Origin of the sequence: Nioella sediminis, from assembly GCF_001879695.1 — a bacterium.
Lineage (GTDB): Bacteria > Pseudomonadota > Alphaproteobacteria > Rhodobacterales > Rhodobacteraceae > Nioella > Nioella sediminis.
Genome location: NZ_MNBL01000032.1, coordinates 46,843 through 61,988, shown reverse-complemented (window position 1 = coordinate 61,988; position 15,146 = coordinate 46,843). Strand labels below are relative to the sequence as shown.

Here is a 15,146-nt window from a genome sequence, read left to right as displayed (position 1 = left end):
TCATTCTCTGCTTTTGCGAAGATGCAAATGACGTGGAAAGAAAGCATCCATTTATCACCGGATTGCTAACCGCTTACCTTCAAGATATTGGGAATCCGGCAACACTTTGAGACATAGCCCATCGCGACTGACCACACTCAAGACTTCAGTCGGAGCTAGTTATTTTTTACGCCACTACTTCCACAAGATTTTGATATGTGCTAGTGGGCTAGCATAGCTTGCGGGTAGATTTTGTCGTCGTGCTTCATGACGTTTGCACCCATTGTTAGGTGTGATGCTCTCTTCGAGTTCCCTTTAGTCTTCCTCATGTAAACCTCTGGTTTGCCTAAGGAGTACTCGCAAGCGCAACTACCAGGAGGTAGGCTTGAGCAAGCTAGCGTCACTAAAATCCGTTCGCACACGGGGGGAGCTCGCTGACCTCCTAAACTACTCACGATCGGCACTCGCCTACGCAGTATATAAAGTACCTGAGGAGCAGAGGTACAAGGAGTTTAAAGTTGCAAAAAGAAGTGGGGGTGAGAGGATAATTCATGCCCCTTGCCCGGAGCTGAAAGGACTACAGAAACGTCTTTCAAATTATCTCTATGACTGCCACCGAGAGATTTGGCCCCCGCTAGAGTTTCCCCGCCACTCTTACTCTCATGGCTTTCAAAAAAATCGAGGTCTATCAATTTTTTCAAATGCTTGGAAGCATCGAAACAAGAGATTCGTTTTTAACGTCGATTTGAAAGATTATTTTCCGAGTTTCAATTTCGGACGTGTGCGAGGGTATTTTCAAAAAAACCGCTCTTTTGAGTTGCATCAAGACATTGCCACGCTAATTGCACAAATCGTATGCTACGATAACTCACTACCTCAAGGGGCTCCGACCTCTCCAATCGTATCAGAATTAATAACGAGTATTTTGGACCAACGTTTGGGGCGTTTGTCCAAGAAGCATCACTGTACCTACTCTCGATACGCTGATGACATCACATTCTCGACAAACCAAGCAGGTTTCCCAGAGCCAATCGCGGATTTCTCGCCACAGGCCGATGGGGCGTGGAAGGCAGGGAGCGAACTTGTTGGTCTCGTGGAGCGATCAGGTTTTGAAATAAATCCAAACAAGACACGTATGCAGCTTGCAACGTCGCGTCAAAGTGCAACAGGTTTGGTTGTAAATCGTAAGGTTAACATTCCAAAGCAGTACTACGACGACGTCCGTGCCATGAGTAACTCTTTGTTCAAGACAGGTGTATGTCATCATCCGGACACCAAGGAGGCAGCTAGCCTCGCAGTGCTGAAAGGAAAACTGGAGTTTGTCCTTGCCGCCAAGACCTACCCTAAGGGTTTAGTGTCTTTCAGCGACCTGGAGTTAGCTTCGAAGGCTCCGGGTGGAACGCCCGTACCTTCTCACTACAAACTCTATCGCAGATTCTTGGCCTATGAAAAATTTCACGCAAATGCCCGCCCACTGGTCATCTGCGAAGGTAAAACAGACAATACATATATTCGCTGCGCTATTGCTTCGCTAAACTCCAAGTTTCCACTTTTGCAACCCACAACCGATGCCGAAGGGTCTGTTCGGCAAGCCCTAAGTTTTTTCAAACATAGTGATAAACACGCTAAACTCTTGTCAATTTCAGGAGGTGCGGGTGAGTTGCACAAGTTCGTTGGGAAGTACGGATCTTTATTGAAGGATTTTCACAGCGGTGGAGAACAGCAACCCGTAATCGTGATAGTGGATAACGATAATGCTGCTAAACCAATGTGGTCAGTTATAAAGGAGAAAATGGGCTCGGAAGATAAAGTGGACGGATCTGCGAATTTCTACCATGTGAAACGCAATCTCTTTGTGGTTCCAATTCCAATTAAGAGTGGAAAATTCGCCAGTATCGAGGACCTTTTTGACAAAAAGACACTTGCAACAGTGAACAAAGGGAAAAAGTTTAATCCACATCTGAAGTCCCATCAGACAACAAACCAATACGGTAAGGAAATTTTTGCAAAGTGGGTGATTGAGGCAAATGCTGAAAACATTGATTTTTCTGGATTTGAGCCACTGTTAGGACGTTTGGAAGAAGTTCTCAAAGTTGAACTCCAGGGCTCCTAAGCCCAGTACCAATCTAACGGGAATGGCTAATCCTCAGGAGCGTCATGACCTGGCGAACGACATTATTCTGCAATCGCAACTAAGGCCCCTTCGATGGACTCCACTGTAAATATTAGGCACAAAGTCCGTCACCAGACTCCGGACGGTTACTGCCTCCGCAGGGATATGGTTTGGCCTATCAAAGCTGCTTCGGGCAACCGTCCCTCGCTAGTTTATTGACCGCTTTGCGTAATTCCGTCCACTTGCGAGACCGCATACCGTGCTTGTAAGCCGGGTTTGCCTTGCCGGGGCCGTGGCCACCACCAGCACCGTGGAAGCGACAGACGCGCCATCCACGTACCGCAGGGCCTTTGCATCGCTCGCCTGTCCGCTTGGATGTTGCCGTGCATCTGGGGGCCGCATGGGCCTTGCTCATGGGGTTGTCGCCATCATTCATTCTTCCCCCTCCCCCCGGCCTGCACGTTGCCCACAATCGCCTGCCCGCCGTCTGAGACGTTGACGTGCTGGACCGTGACCGTTTGCTTGCCACCCGTCCGATGCTTTCGAAGGGCCTCGATCTGGGCCGTGAACGTCCGGGCCAGCTTGTTGAAGCCGGTGTAGTGAGCCTGTGCCTGGGGAAGCCTGTCAGCATGAGCCAGTAGCCGCGCGGAGCGTATCGTGGCAACATGGGTTGCCGCCATCTGTATCGCCAGCATTCGCTCGACAGCATCACGCGGGGCCATGTCCCGAATGATTGTCAGCATGAAGCCTCGTTCGTCGTTTGCATCGCCACCGTCGCCCGCTTCCATCTTGCCTAGAACCTTTAGGCAATGCGTCAGGAACGCCTCCGCCTGCACCCGGTCGTCAGTCTTGAAAACCTCGTTTAGGGCGGTGGCGCGGATTTCGTTGATGGTATGACCGTCAGTCGCTGACCCTTCGAACGTCAACCCCAGATCCGGTTTAGCCTTCTCAATTTTGCTCATGATTGCTTGCTCTTTGTTGCCCATGCTGAATTCCTCATTGCGAAGTGAGTGACAGCGAAGCCTAGAACGGCGAAGGCAATATCTGCCACGCTGTCCAAAGCCACCCACCCCGACAGCCCGCACCCGCCAATGTCCGCGAATATCTCTTTGCCAATCCAGACTGACAGTGCCACCAGACGCAAAGTCAGGGGAGCAAACGCCCCCGTGCCACCGATGACCGCATGGGCCAGTTGCGTTCCCGCATACGGGGCCGTTCCGGGCCACCCATCGCATACGTCACTAACGCCCAAGCTCAGAAGGTAGTCGATCAACTGTTCGTCCCCTGTATGGATGGTAAGATAAGGATGTCATGGTTTTAATGACGGTCGCCGCTCCTAAACCGGCCAATCCGTCCTGATTTTCATGACGTGCTGTCATGGTTTTCATGACGCTCCTTTGCCTTTCGTCCTGATTTTTATGACGGTGCCGTCCTGATTTTCATGACAGGGTTTTGCTTTGCCATTCCTGCCTTCTGGATTGTTCGCCCCAGCGCGCATGACCGGGAAGTCCTGTCCCGGTCGCCAATCCCAGAAAAGCTTTCGGCCCGCGCGTCCTTGTCCGTGGGGCAGGGGCAATTCGGTTATCTCAAAGGCAGGCGACCTTGCCGCGCCTTCGATCCCAAGACATGCCCGCTCGGTCATCACAATGAAGCCCTTGGCCTGTAGCTCGTGAAAAGCCCGTGCAGCCGTATCTCGCATGACCCCCATGCGGTCTGCCGCTTGCCGGACGCTGAGGCGTAGCTTGCCGTTGTTGTTCGCGTTCGGCCCCCTCCATTCGAGCTTGAGCCAGATGTAGAGAACCTGCGCTGTGGGGGGGAGCGCCCGCCAAGCGGGCGTCTCCATTGTTGCGCGAATGAGCTTTGTGAAATGCTCTTGCTTGCCCTTGATCGGGTTTCCTTTGCTGTCCCGCTTACCCATTATGGGCCTCTAGGTGCTGTAGGGCACGCAGAACGCGTCGCAGGGTGATTGGGTTGCCGCAAGTGCATAGGGCGAGCTGTGCCGCCTCCTGCGCGCTGTGAGCGGGCTTCATTGCGTAAAGCCACCATTGCCCTTGATGTGGCTTCATTCTGTAGCGAGTCATTCCCGCCCCATGACTTCATCCAGGAGTTGCTTGGCGCTGGGGGGGAATTTCAGGCGCGACGGATCGGTGCCGGGGGAGAGACGATAGTGGGCAATGCTATCAGGCCCGCGAAATTCGGTCACAATAGGCCAGTTGAAGCTGTCCTTGAGGCGATGGACGATAGCGGCGAGCCGCCAGCCCTTCACCTCTCGGATTTCCGTTTTGTGCGAAATGGTCCTGCCTTCGATCAAGGCTTTGCAGGTCCAATAGATCTGGGTCGGGTTTGAGAACCAGCGTTGATGTGTGGTCATGTCTTGAGTGCCTCTTGGCGTTGCACCAGAGGGAGCGGAAGGCTAGTCTATGTTTGTGAATTTGACTGAAACCCTCGTCCCTAGTGGCGGGGTTTCTTCTTAGGTGGTGGCGATGGGGCGAGCTGCGAGCCAAGCTTCAATGTCGCTCTCGCGCCATGCAACGGCGCGGCGTCCGATGCGGATGGGGCGGGGGAACGACTTGTCATTCATTTGTTGATAGATGCTGCTGCGGCTCAGGCCCGTAATGCATTCCACCGAAGTGCGGCGGTATAGTTTTTCTGCCATTTCGGCTATTCCTCATGCTTGTTGGAACATGCTGGAAGAATGCCGCACGACATGGAGCAAGTTAACGCTCAAAATCAGCTGCTTATGCGGTTTCAGTTTCTGGGAAACATGCTTGGGCGGCAGCCCATTTTACGGGAACTGCTTAGGCGGTTTGTGGCCAAAGATTGCACGATAGCGAGCTTGCATTTCGCCGCCAGCCTCGCCTCGTCTGACTTCCCCCACATATTCCGATGCTTGCCCTTTTCCTTGTCGCCAAAGTTTGGGTTCAGCTTTAACGCTTTGATTCAAAGCTAGACCAGTCAACGCAGCTTCACCAAGCTTCGCAATGTCTGGATTTCGTGCTGCAACATCTTCCATCGCTGCGACAAGAGCTGATCTGCGAGCCTCACGAGACTTGGATGATTGCGCGCTGCCCGCTTTTCCTGCATTTTGCCGCATTTGAATGGCCTTTGACGCCTCTTTTTCGACACCGTGAACCAGCACTTCTAAGTCACGCAGCAGGTAACCTGCCGCAAACTCATTCCCGGAAATGAAGTAGTGATAGCGGCATTCAGCAGCTATGCAAACTGCCGATGAATGGTGCGTTTCTAGCCAGCAATACTCAAATTCTGCTGCTGCTTCCCAATTATCTCCAAAGCGGTTCTTCAGCCCTTCAATGCGTTCTTGTCCAAGGCGATCTAAAACTTTCTGCGAAACATGAACCCCATTGGGGGCAGTGATTCCTCCGTCAACAAGCACTTTCCAAGGGAGGTATAGGTCCTCGTCACCCGCTCCGAGAAACATGCCTCCCGTGTCGATAATCTTGCGAAAAAAGTCCTCTCCTTGGGTCTTGAGCCATTGCCGCGAAACTTCTTCGTACTCTGAACCAGCTGGAAAAGCGTCAGCTTTTTGATTGGCTTCCTCCTCAGTTAAAAAAAGCTCGAAGAACGATTTCTCGGGCAACATGCCCTCACGTACGGTGAAATGAACAGCCCATACTTCTGCGGGCTGCTCTTGGCCTTCAAAGGCAACTTTTGGGAATCCGAGAGAGTCGCGGGTCCAATGATTTACGTGAACATTTTGGACAATAGTTTTCCGGTTCTTTTCTCCGTTGTTCATGAATTTGCACCTAATCTCACCAAGTTACTTTCACTTGCAGACACTCCATTGAGACACTGCGCCCAAGCCCCCATCATCTTCCGTCGCTTCTCAAAAACGTCCGACCGGGCATAAGCCGCCTCTGCCTTGTCCTTGATGCTGTGCGCTAGGGCTGCCTCTGCCACCTCGCGCGGATAGGTTGTTCGCTCCTGCGTCCATGTTCTGAAAGACGTGCGGAACCCGTGAATATCTACGTCGAAGCCCAACTCTTTCACCAACTTGGAAAGGGTCATGTCAGATAAGGGCCTTCCGAGTTTCGTGCCGGGAAACACAAGCTCAGATCCGTCGCCTAGTGCTTTCACGGCCTCAAGGATTTCTATCGCGCGGGCGGAAAGCGGGATGCGGTGTTCCTTCTTCGCCTTCATGCGCTGGGCCGGAATGGTCCACACACCAGCCTTCATGTCGATTTCATCCCAAACTGCATTGCGGGTTTCCCCGGATCGGGTCGCGGTGAGCACGAGAAACTCAAACGCCAGCTTGGTGATTTCCCCGGCCTTGGACGCTTGCACGGCCTCAAGGCAAGCTGGCACGTCCTGATAGGGCAGGGCCTTCCTGTGGGCCTTCACACGCTCTGTCTTGGGCAGGGCGCGGTCTATGGCCTCTGCCGGGTTGTCCTGCCGCCAGCCTTGCGCGACAGCCCATTTCATCACGGTGCCGATCCGTTGACGAACGCGGCGCGCGGTTTCGGGCTTCTCGGTCCAGATCGGTGAGAGAACCCGCAATACGTCTGCCGTGTTCACGTCTGCCGCCTTGATGCGCCCGATGTGGGGGAAGGCGTAGGTTTCAAGCGTAGAGAGGAATTGCGCCGCGTGTTTGGGATTGCGCCATGTAGGCCGGTGCAACTCATGCACCTTGCGGGCGGCTTCCTCGAAGGTCAGCACGGCCTCAGACTCGCGCTTGGCTTGGATCGGGTCGCCCCCAGCGCGCGCCAGCTTGCGGTTGGCAATGGCTTGTTCACGAGCTTCCTTGAGCGACACAAGCGATGCGCTGCCAAGCCCCATTTCCCGCCGCTTGCCGCGAATGACGATGCGCTGCACCCATGACCGTGCGCCGTTCGATTTCACGAGAAGGTAGAGGCCATGCCCGTCGAAATACTTGCCAGGTTCGCTTGCCGTTCTGACCTCTTGCGCTGTCAGGGCTTTCTCGGGTCGTCTCATTCCGGTGTCACGGGCCATATGTTCCCCCATTTGTCCCCCCACTTATAGCAGGAACAATCAGGAATGTGAAGGAACCTTCTGGAACTAATGGTCTTGTAAAATAGGGGAAAATAGACGGTTTCGAGACCTTTTCGGAACATGCTGGAAATGGCAGAGGCAGACTTCGTCTCCGCCACTTCACGGCTAACCTGCTGACATAAAACGATACTGGTTTTCGGGAAGCCCGAGATCCGCGCCCCGGTGCAGTGGGGGCAAGGATGGCCACGATACCATGGCTGGTGACACGCGGGCGAACCTTCTGTTTTCGCGCTTCGGCTCCGCAGGTCAGCCCACCCGGCGTATCAGCGTCACTTTCAATCCGGGTGCAGCGTCGACGCCCGCGCGGGGCGGCAGGCGGCGACGAATGCAGCGAGGATTGCGCGGTCCAATGCGGTCAAGCGGTATTCCGGGTGCCACTGGACGCCAAGGGCGAAGGGGTGGCCGGGCAGCTCGATGGCTTCGACTCCCTTGTCGTCGGCCTCGGCGCTGACCGTGTATGCGCCGCTTCTGTCCAGTGCCTGCCTGTGCAGGCTGTTGACGGAATGTCCGTGTTTGTCCCCGACCGACATTCCGATCCGGTGCAAAAGTCCGTCATCCGCGATCCGAATGCCATGGACCAGCCGTTCGGCGATGCAGTCGCCCGCGTGATCGGGGCCGTGCGGGCCCGCGGCGACATCGACCACCCGACCGCCAAGCACCAGCCCCATCATCTGCAAGCCGTTGCAGATTCCCAGCACTGGTCGTTCCCGGTCCATCACAGCCCGGATCATCGCCTTGTCGAACATCTGCCGTTCGGTGGATCCGGGATGCCCCGGAATTGACCCGGTGACGAGCAGCCCGTCGCAGAGTTCGGCGTAGCGGGGCACCGCAGCCCGGTCGAAGGGCAACAGGACCGCGGCCGCCCCGGCCTCATTCAGCGCATCGACATAGTTTCGGCGTACCGTGTAGGTGGCTTCGCTCGGAGGCTCTGCGTCATGGTGATCGACGGTCACACCGATCAGGGGGGGATGTTGAACACCGGGCATCTCAGCGCGTGCCTAACCTGGCCCGCCGCGACAGCAGCTTGGCAAGCATCGACAGCGGGAAGGCAATGATGAAATACATCACGCCGACCCAGATGTAGATGTGAAGCGGCAGGAAATACTCCGTCGCCAGCGCGCGGCCTTCCAGAACAAGCTCGTTCACCGTGATCAGCGAGGCGAGCGAGCTGTCCTTCAGCAGCGCCACGAAAGTGACGATCACCGGCGCGGCAACGATGCGCGCCACCTGTGGCAGGATGATCAGGAACAGCACCTGCCCGGGCAGGAAGCCGACGCTCCGCGCGGCCTCCCACTGGCCCTTGGGAATGGCGGACAGCCCGGCACGGTACACTTCGGCCATCTGTGCCGCGAAGGCCAGGCCAAGCCCGACGATCGCCGCCGGTTCCGCATCGAACACCACCCCGATGCCGGGCAGGCCGAAATAGATCAGGAACAGGATCGCCAGCACCGGCACACCGCGAAAGAAGATCACGTAGCCCTTCGCCACTCCGCGCAACAGCGCGCTGGACGTGTCCTGCATAAGCGCCAGGACCAGCCCTACCACCGCCGCGAGGGCGAAGCCGAGCAGCGAAATCCGGGCGGAGACAACGGCGGCCTCTGCCAGGCGGGGGCCCCATTGGTCCGCGTATTGAACAAAGACGGAGAGGAATTCAAACATCGGTCGCGCCTCCAAACCGTTTTTCAAGCCGGGTCACGCCCCAGGCCAGCGGTAGGCTCATGGCGAGGTAGATCAGCGCCGCCGAGGAATAGATCAGCGTCGTCTGGAAGGTCGATGTCACCATCGAGCGGGCGTAGAACATGATCTCGGGCGCGGCGATGGCCGACACGACGGACGTGTCCTTGAGCAGTTGCAGCGCGTAGTTGCCAAGTGGCGGCAACGCGACCCGGAAGGCCTGCGGCGACAGGATCAGCCAGATCACCTGCATCGGCGTCATGCCCACGGCCAGGGCCGCCTCGCTTTGACCCTTTCCAAGCGCGGAAAAGCCGGAGCGGTAGATATCGCAGGTCACGGCCGAACCGACCAACCCCAGGCCGATGATCGCGGCGGGGATCGAGGTGATCGCAAAGCCGATGGAGGCCAGCCCGAAATAGAGGATGAAGAGGTGACTCAGCGCCGGGATGTTGCGCAGATATTCCACATAGGCGTCGATCGCGAAGTTCAGCAGGCGCAAGCCGGAAAACTCACGCACAAGCGCCAGCAGGAAACCGAGCGTCGCGGCAATGGCGAGCGAGGCCAGCGTCACAGTGATCGTCACCGTCGCCCCGGTCAGCAAGCCGGGCAGAATGGTCGAGGTCAGGAAGTCCATGGGATCAGCCGTTCATGCGGCTCAGGAACGCCTTGGTGCGGTCCTTCTGCGGGGTTTCGATGACCTGGCGCGCCGGGCCTTCCTCTTCGATCACGCCATCGTAGAGGAACAGCACCCGGTCAGCGACGTCGCGGGCAAAGGCGATCTCATGTGTGACGATCAGCATCGTCCGGCCTTCGTCGGCCAGTTCGTGCATGACGTTCAGCACCTCGCCAACTAGCTCGGGGTCGAGCGCCGAGGTCGGCTCATCGAAGAGCATCAGTTTCGGCCGCTGCGCCAATGCACGGGCGATGGCGACGCGCTGTTGCTGGCCACCTGAAAGCTGACCGGGCATCGCGTCGGCCTTTTCGGCCATGTGCACCTTGGCCAGCATCGCCTCGGCCAGGTCGCGCGCCTCGGCGGCGCTGGATTTCTGGACCTTGCGCACCGCGATGGCGATATTGTCCCGTACGCTCAGATGCGGCCAGAGATTGAAGCCCTGAAACACCATGCCCATCTGCGCCCGCTGCGGCGCGAGATCCCGGTTGTTCATCGCGCGTCCGCCCGACCCGACGCCTACACGTTCCCCGTCCAGCAGGATTTCCCCCCGCGTGGGCGTTTCCAGGAAGTTCACGCAGCGCAGGCAGGTCGACTTGCCCGACCCAGACGGGCCAAGCAGCGCGATCTTTTCGCCCGGAGACACCTCGAAATCGATGCCTTTGAGCACTTCGACAGCACCGTAGGACTTGTGAAGCCCGCTGACGGACAGGATTGGGTTTGACATGGAAGGCTTCCTTTCACCGGGTATCCGGGGCGGCACGGGGCCGCCCCGAAGGTCTCGGTCCGATGGGATCAGCTGGAGCACTCGGGCAGGGCGTAATCCTCGGGGCGGTCAACGCCCGCACGGAAATTCTCGCCGTTGGCGCTGTACCAGACATCACCGACAAGCCCGTAGCGCGCGCCGATCTCGGCCATCTCGCAGCTGGACCACATTTCAAGAATGATCTCGTCCACTGCCTGGCGCAGGTCGTCATCCGCCTGGTTGAAGCCGAACACCGTCTGGCCGAGCCCGGTCAGCAGCGGGAAATCGGGGTTGTTGTCGGTGAAGGCGAGGAACTGCATGCCCCAATCGGGGTTCTGGCTGATCGCGTAGCCGATCACCGGCGGATCGCCGATGACCGCTTCGATCCGGCCTGCCAGCAGGTCGCGCACCGCCGCATCGGACGTGTCGTAGAGGTTCAGCTCCAGCCCCGGGATCGCGCGCAGTTCGGGCACGAAGGAAAAGCCGGTGATGGTGCCCACGGTGCGCCCTTCCAGGTCGGCGAGGCTGTCCCAGTCGGTATCGACAGACTGCATGATGCCATTGCGGAAGTAGTGGATCGGCTCCGACAGCGTCATGATTTGGGTGCGCTGCTCGGTCCAGCCCATGGTGCCGAGCATCACGTCGACGCGGCCCGCCTGCACCGATGCGATGGTGCCAGACCACTCCATGAGCGCCGGCGCGACCTCCAGCCCCAGCCGTTCGCTGATGCGCTGCATGATTTCGCCGTCATAGCCGATCAGGCGGCCATCCTGCCAGCCCGAGCCCGGCATGTCGCCGGTGAACGCCACCGTCATGTGCCCGTCTTCGACCAGGTCGAAGGCTTCCGATTGCGCCAGGGTCGGCCCCGCAGCTGCCATTGCCGCGACCACAGCGGCACCGGCAATGAAATTACGCCTCTTGAACATATCAGTCTCCCTTGTTGAGCGACCCGGATCGCTGGTGCGCCCCGTGTCCGGTGCCTTCTTGGTAGAGGTGTGTTTTCGGGATGGTCTTTCGGAAATCGGACATTATGTTAGGAAAACAGACTCCGAGAGGTGCCCTTGATCCCAGATCACCCGCCAAGCCCCGCCTCCGACCTGTCCTATGTCGACTGGCTGGACAGGATCTGGGATGCGCGGCTGGACCGATCCGACAGCCGGTCCGTGTCGCTCACGGTTGGGATTCTGCTCTGGCCGACCTTCCCGATGATGTCGCTGACGGGCATCGTCGAAAGCCTGCGCCATGCGGGCGATTACGGCGATCATTCGCAGCAGCGTTACGTCCGGTGGCACATCCTCGGGCCGCCCGGCGCTCGCATCCGTGCGAGCTGCGGGATCGAGGTGGGCACGACCCACGACTATGTTCACCCCGGAGAGTTTGACATTCTCTTCGTAGTGGGCGGGCTGCTGAAGGACATCGATGCTGCCCCGGCGGCACATCGGCGCTACATCCACGCGGCCCATAGGGTTGGCCGCACCATCGCCGGGGTCTGTACCGGCAGCTTCATCCTTGCGCAGGAAAAGCTGCTCGACCGGCAGATTGCCTGCATCCACCCCTATCACGAGGCGGATTTCAAGCTGCATTTCCCCAATCACCGGGCAACGACCCGATCCGATTACGAAGGGGAAGAGGGCATCGTAACGATCCCCGGCGGCATCTCGATCCTGTCATTCATGACCCGGCTCATCCGCGATCATTTCGGGCCGGACAGGGCCGCAAAGGCGGTACACCAGTTGTCCCTGACAGAAGGCACGGGGCTTGGGGAACTGCAACGCGTGGGCCTGTCGCGTCATATCGAGGCCACGGATCCAAGGGTGCAGAAGGCGCTTGTGATGCTGGACCAACGCGCGACCGAAACCCCCCGGATCGGCCAGATCGCCGCGTCACTTGGCCTGACGGAGCGGCATTTCCTGCGTCTGTTCAAGGCACAGGTCGGCATGTCGCCCAAGTCCTACATGATCGACATGAAGCTTAGGGCCGCGGTCTGGATGCTGCGCAACAGTGCCAGATCGGTGACCGCCATCGCCTATGCGGCAGGCTTTTCAAGCGCTGCAAGCCTGTCGGGGCATTGCGCCCGCCGCCTGAACGCAACGCCGAGCCAGATCCGAGCGGGTCGGCTGGATCTCTGACTTTGCCGTCGCTCCGGTAGACATCAGTCCAAGCGGGACCGCTGCGCTGATGGCGTGGCGGGATTCTGATGCGGAACGAGGCGTATGGTCCGTTGCGCAACTGTGTCTGGTCAGAATTGGCCTTGCGGAGTCATCGGTGCCTTTGCCTCTGGTCATGCGACGCCTTTTGCGGTGCGGCATATTGCGCTGCGGCGCGGAATTTTGGCTTTGTAGCGGCGGGTATGCATGAAAATTAACCGTCGACTCGCTTGATTATGCGCGCACTTGGCCCTTTCATGGGCACGAGGACCGGCACGCGACCGGCCAAGACAGGGAGAATTCACATGCGTATCCTGCAATCCACGGCGCTTGCGCTGGTTCTGGGCAGCACCGCCGCCTTTGCCACCACGACCGATATCACGATCGGCATGCAGCTGGAGCCGCCCAATCTGGACCCGACCTCTGGCGCCGCTGCCGCGATTGACGAGGTGACCTATGCCAATATCTTCGAAGGCCTGACCCGCTTCGCCTCTGATGGGTCGGTCATTCCCGGCCTTGCCGAAAGCTGGGACATTTCCGAGGACGGTCTGACCTATACGTTCCACCTGCGTGATGGCGTGATGTTCCATGACGGCACCAGCTTCACCGCCGAGGATGCCGTGTTCAGCCTCGACCGTGCCCGCGCGGAAGGGTCCACCAATGCGCAAGGCGGGCTCTTTGCCGGGATCGACAGTGCCGAGGCGGCGGATGACACGACGCTTGTGGTGACTCTGTCGGCCCCCAATGGCAGTTTCCTGTTCAACATGGCCTGGGGCGATGCGGTGATGGTTGCGCCCGAAAGCGCCGACACGAACGCCACCAACCCCGTGGGCACCGGCCCCTTCCGCTTTAGCGAATGGGTGCAGGGCGACCGGGTGGAACTGGTCCGCAACGAGGATTATTGGGGTGACCCGGTGGCGCTGGAGGCCGCGACCTTCCGCTTCATCTCCGACCCGAACGCCGCCTTCGCGGCGATGATGGCGGGCGATGTGGATGCCTTCCCGGTCTTCCCAAGCCCCGAAACGCTGGCCCAGTTCGACGCTGATCCACGGTTCAACGTCATCGTCGGCTCGACCGAGGGCGAAACGATCCTGTCCACCAACAACATGGCCGATCACCTGTCCGACGTGCGCGTCCGTCAGGCCATTGCCCATGCGATCAACCGGCAGGACATTATCGACGGCGCCATGTTCGGCTATGGCACCCCCATCGGCACCCATTTCGCGCCGCATAACCCCGACTATGTCGATCTGACCGGCATGTCGGAGTACAACCCCGACCGCGCCCGCGAACTGCTGGCCGAGGCCGGGGCCGAGGGCATCACCCTGCGCCTGATGCTGCCGCCGCCCTCCTATGCGCGTCGCGGGGGCGAGATCGTCGCCGCGCAGCTGCGCGATGTGGGGCTGGATGTTGAGATCACCAATCTCGAATGGGCACAGTGGCTGGAACAGGTGTTCCGCGGTCATGACTTCGACCTGACCATCGTCAGCCATACCGAGCCGATGGATATCGGCATTTACGGGCGCGAGGACTACTACTTCCAGTATGCCTCGGACGCGTTCAATGCGGTCATGGAGGAACTCAACGCCACCACCGACCCGGCGGGCCGATCTGCCCTGCTGCAGCAGGCACAGCGGATCATCGCCGAGGACTACGTGAACGGCTACCTGTTCCAGCTGGCCAAGACCGGTGTCGCCAATGCCGATATCGAGGGGCTGTGGGAAAACTCGCCCACCCAGGCCATCGACCTGACCGGGGTCCGCTGGACCGACTAAGGTCTGCCCCGCAGACAGCCCCCGCCGCGAGGCGGGGGTTTTTCTTTGCAACGATTGCCCCGATGACATCTCCCCAGACCACCCGCGTGAACAAGGTGCTGCCCGGCGTGCTGTTCAGCCTGCTGGCGATACTGCTGTTCGACCTGATGGGACTGATCATCAAGCACTTGTCCAGCACCTATGGCGCGGCAGAGCTGTCGGCATGGCGCAATCTGTTCGGTCTGATCCCGGCCAGCATCGCGCTGTGGTCGACACGGAACTGGCACGCAGGAGGGCGCAAGCTGCGCCTCAGGCAATGGCAGATTCCGGTCATTCGGGGACTCGCGGTGACCGTCGCGCAGTTCTGCTTCTATCTTGCGCTCGGGCGGCTGGCTTTCGCCACGGCGGCCACGATCTCCTATTCCAACGCTTTGTTCATCCTCGTCTATTCCGTGCCCCTGTTGGGCGAGCGGGTGGGCCTTTTCCGCTGGTCTGCCGCGCTTGTGGGGTTTGCCGGAGTGGTGATGGTGATGGGGCCGGGGCGCGACAGCTTCACATGGGAGGCGCTGCTGCCCCTCATCGCTGCCGCGCTCTATGCTTTCGCCGGCGTATCCTCTCGGATGATGGACGAAGACGTGCCAAGCCCGCTGATCAACCTGTGGTCCTCGTCAGTCTCTGCAATCGGGGCCTTTGCGCTTGCCATGGCGCTTGGCGGATTCACCGCGCCCGCGTCTGTGGCCGATATGGGCTGGATCCTGCTGATGGGGCTCTGCGGCGGGTCGGCGGTGCTGAGCATGGTGGTGGCCTACCGCATGACCGAACCCGGAAACCTTGCCCCCTTCGCCTATCTGGGCATTCCCACGGCCTTCGTTCTTGGCTGGCTGTTCTTCGGGGAAAGCCCGTTTTCAGACCTGTTTCCAGGGGCCATCCTGATCATCGCTGGCGGGTTGATGATCCTCTGGCGGGAACGTCGCATGGCGCGACAGACCTGATCCGGGCGGGACCAAATTCCTTGCAAGGAATTTCCAAGGATCTT

The 15,146-nt window shown here is 58.8% G+C and carries 15 protein-coding genes; 4 read left to right on the top strand and 11 right to left on the bottom strand.

Translation table 11 applies throughout. From position 1 onward, the window contains the following. Window positions 1-364: 364 nt before the first annotated feature. Window positions 365-2,092 carry a retron Ec67 family RNA-directed DNA polymerase/endonuclease gene (locus BKY26_RS03985; protein ID WP_071689107.1) on the top strand — a complete coding sequence of 576 codons (1,728 nt, stop codon included), beginning with the start codon at window positions 365-367 and terminating at the stop codon, window positions 2,090-2,092. A 428-nt stretch (window positions 2,093-2,520) separates the two neighbouring features. Here BKY26_RS03985 and BKY26_RS03980 read toward each other — a convergent pair whose 3' ends face one another. The 11 genes from BKY26_RS03980 to BKY26_RS03925 form a co-directional block, all read right to left on the bottom strand. Beyond that, window positions 2,521-3,078, bottom strand: a complete 558-nt coding sequence (locus BKY26_RS03980) for a hypothetical protein (protein WP_131541763.1) — start codon at window positions 3,076-3,078, stop codon at window positions 2,521-2,523. 398 nt (window positions 3,079-3,476) lie between these two features. Then, a complete protein-coding gene (locus BKY26_RS03970; RefSeq protein WP_071689104.1) occupies window positions 3,477-4,010 on the bottom strand; it encodes a helix-turn-helix domain-containing protein in 534 nt (177 codons plus the stop codon). Window positions 4,011-4,169: 159 nt separating this feature from the next. Further along, window positions 4,170-4,463: a hypothetical protein gene (locus BKY26_RS03965; RefSeq protein WP_071689103.1), complete on the bottom strand. Its 294-nt coding sequence runs from the start codon at window positions 4,461-4,463 to the stop codon at window positions 4,170-4,172. 99 nt (window positions 4,464-4,562) lie between these two features. Beyond that, window positions 4,563-4,748 (bottom strand): helix-turn-helix transcriptional regulator, encoded by a 186-nt coding sequence (locus BKY26_RS03960; protein ID WP_071689102.1) that lies wholly within the window; start codon window positions 4,746-4,748, stop codon window positions 4,563-4,565. Window positions 4,749-4,877: 129 nt separating this feature from the next. Continuing rightward, window positions 4,878-5,846 carry a hypothetical protein gene (locus BKY26_RS19955; RefSeq protein WP_131541762.1) on the bottom strand — a complete coding sequence of 323 codons (969 nt, stop codon included), beginning with the start codon at window positions 5,844-5,846 and terminating at the stop codon, window positions 4,878-4,880. After that, window positions 5,843-7,042: a tyrosine-type recombinase/integrase gene (locus BKY26_RS03950; RefSeq protein ID WP_227434915.1), complete on the bottom strand. Its 1,200-nt coding sequence runs from the start codon at window positions 7,040-7,042 to the stop codon at window positions 5,843-5,845. Before BKY26_RS03950 ends, BKY26_RS19955 begins: the two co-directional genes overlap by 4 nt. 353 nt (window positions 7,043-7,395) lie before the next feature. Further along, a complete protein-coding gene (locus BKY26_RS03945; protein ID WP_071689099.1) occupies window positions 7,396-8,106 on the bottom strand; it encodes a gamma-glutamyl-gamma-aminobutyrate hydrolase family protein in 711 nt (236 codons plus the stop codon). Window position 8,107: 1 nt separating this feature from the next. Beyond that, window positions 8,108-8,779, bottom strand: a complete 672-nt coding sequence (locus BKY26_RS03940) for an amino acid ABC transporter permease (RefSeq protein ID WP_071689098.1) — start codon at window positions 8,777-8,779, stop codon at window positions 8,108-8,110. Then, window positions 8,772-9,428, bottom strand: coding sequence for an amino acid ABC transporter permease (locus BKY26_RS03935; protein ID WP_071689097.1), 657 nt, complete (start codon window positions 9,426-9,428; stop codon window positions 8,772-8,774). The genes BKY26_RS03940 and BKY26_RS03935 overlap by 8 nt, the downstream gene beginning before the upstream one ends. Before the next feature lie 4 nt (window positions 9,429-9,432). Further along, complete coding sequence (locus tag BKY26_RS03930; RefSeq protein WP_071689096.1) at window positions 9,433-10,191, bottom strand: amino acid ABC transporter ATP-binding protein; 759 nt, start codon at window positions 10,189-10,191, stop codon at window positions 9,433-9,435. Between the two features lie 68 nt (window positions 10,192-10,259). Next, on the bottom strand, window positions 10,260-11,135 hold the full coding sequence (locus BKY26_RS03925; RefSeq protein WP_211267983.1) for a substrate-binding periplasmic protein: 876 nt from the start codon (window positions 11,133-11,135) through the stop codon (window positions 10,260-10,262). A 135-nt stretch (window positions 11,136-11,270) separates the two neighbouring features. Here BKY26_RS03925 and BKY26_RS03920 point away from each other — a divergent pair, with 135 nt between their 5' ends. The 3 genes from BKY26_RS03920 to BKY26_RS03910 all read left to right on the top strand — a co-directional run bounded on the left by BKY26_RS03920 (window position 11,271) and on the right by BKY26_RS03910 (window position 15,102). Continuing rightward, entirely contained in the window at window positions 11,271-12,338 is a 1,068-nt protein-coding gene (locus tag BKY26_RS03920) for a GlxA family transcriptional regulator (protein WP_211267982.1), read from the top strand. A 323-nt stretch (window positions 12,339-12,661) separates the two neighbouring features. Beyond that, a complete protein-coding gene (locus tag BKY26_RS03915; RefSeq protein WP_071689094.1) occupies window positions 12,662-14,131 on the top strand; it encodes an ABC transporter substrate-binding protein in 1,470 nt (489 codons plus the stop codon). A gap of 62 nt (window positions 14,132-14,193) precedes the next feature. Continuing rightward, window positions 14,194-15,102: a DMT family transporter gene (locus BKY26_RS03910; RefSeq protein WP_071689093.1), complete on the top strand. Its 909-nt coding sequence runs from the start codon at window positions 14,194-14,196 to the stop codon at window positions 15,100-15,102. The last annotated feature ends 44 nt before the right edge of the window (window positions 15,103-15,146 follow it).

What these genes read in the sequence shown, in the direction of transcription:
- BKY26_RS03980 (WP_131541763.1), bottom strand. Translation starts at nt 3,078, where the DNA reads ATGGGCAACAAAGAGCAAGCAATCATGAGCAAAATTGAGAAGGCTAAA.
- BKY26_RS03970 (WP_071689104.1), bottom strand. Translation starts at nt 4,010, where the DNA reads ATGGGTAAGCGGGACAGCAAAGGAAACCCGATCAAGGGCAAGCAAGAG.
- BKY26_RS03965 (WP_071689103.1), bottom strand. Translation starts at nt 4,463, where the DNA reads ATGACCACACATCAACGCTGGTTCTCAAACCCGACCCAGATCTATTGG.
- BKY26_RS03960 (WP_071689102.1), bottom strand. Translation starts at nt 4,748, where the DNA reads ATGGCAGAAAAACTATACCGCCGCACTTCGGTGGAATGCATTACGGGC.
- BKY26_RS19955 (WP_131541762.1), bottom strand. Translation starts at nt 5,846, where the DNA reads ATGAACAACGGAGAAAAGAACCGGAAAACTATTGTCCAAAATGTTCAC.
- BKY26_RS03950 (WP_227434915.1), bottom strand. Translation starts at nt 7,042, where the DNA reads ATGAGACGACCCGAGAAAGCCCTGACAGCGCAAGAGGTCAGAACGGCA.
- BKY26_RS03945 (WP_071689099.1), bottom strand. Translation starts at nt 8,106, where the DNA reads ATGCCCGGTGTTCAACATCCCCCCCTGATCGGTGTGACCGTCGATCAC.
- BKY26_RS03940 (WP_071689098.1), bottom strand. Translation starts at nt 8,779, where the DNA reads ATGTTTGAATTCCTCTCCGTCTTTGTTCAATACGCGGACCAATGGGGC.
- BKY26_RS03935 (WP_071689097.1), bottom strand. Translation starts at nt 9,428, where the DNA reads ATGGACTTCCTGACCTCGACCATTCTGCCCGGCTTGCTGACCGGGGCG.
- BKY26_RS03930 (WP_071689096.1), bottom strand. Translation starts at nt 10,191, where the DNA reads ATGTCAAACCCAATCCTGTCCGTCAGCGGGCTTCACAAGTCCTACGGT.
- BKY26_RS03925 (WP_211267983.1), bottom strand. Translation starts at nt 11,135, where the DNA reads ATGTTCAAGAGGCGTAATTTCATTGCCGGTGCCGCTGTGGTCGCGGCA.
- BKY26_RS03915 (WP_071689094.1), top strand. Translation starts at nt 12,662, where the DNA reads ATGCGTATCCTGCAATCCACGGCGCTTGCGCTGGTTCTGGGCAGCACC.
- BKY26_RS03910 (WP_071689093.1), top strand. Translation starts at nt 14,194, where the DNA reads ATGACATCTCCCCAGACCACCCGCGTGAACAAGGTGCTGCCCGGCGTG.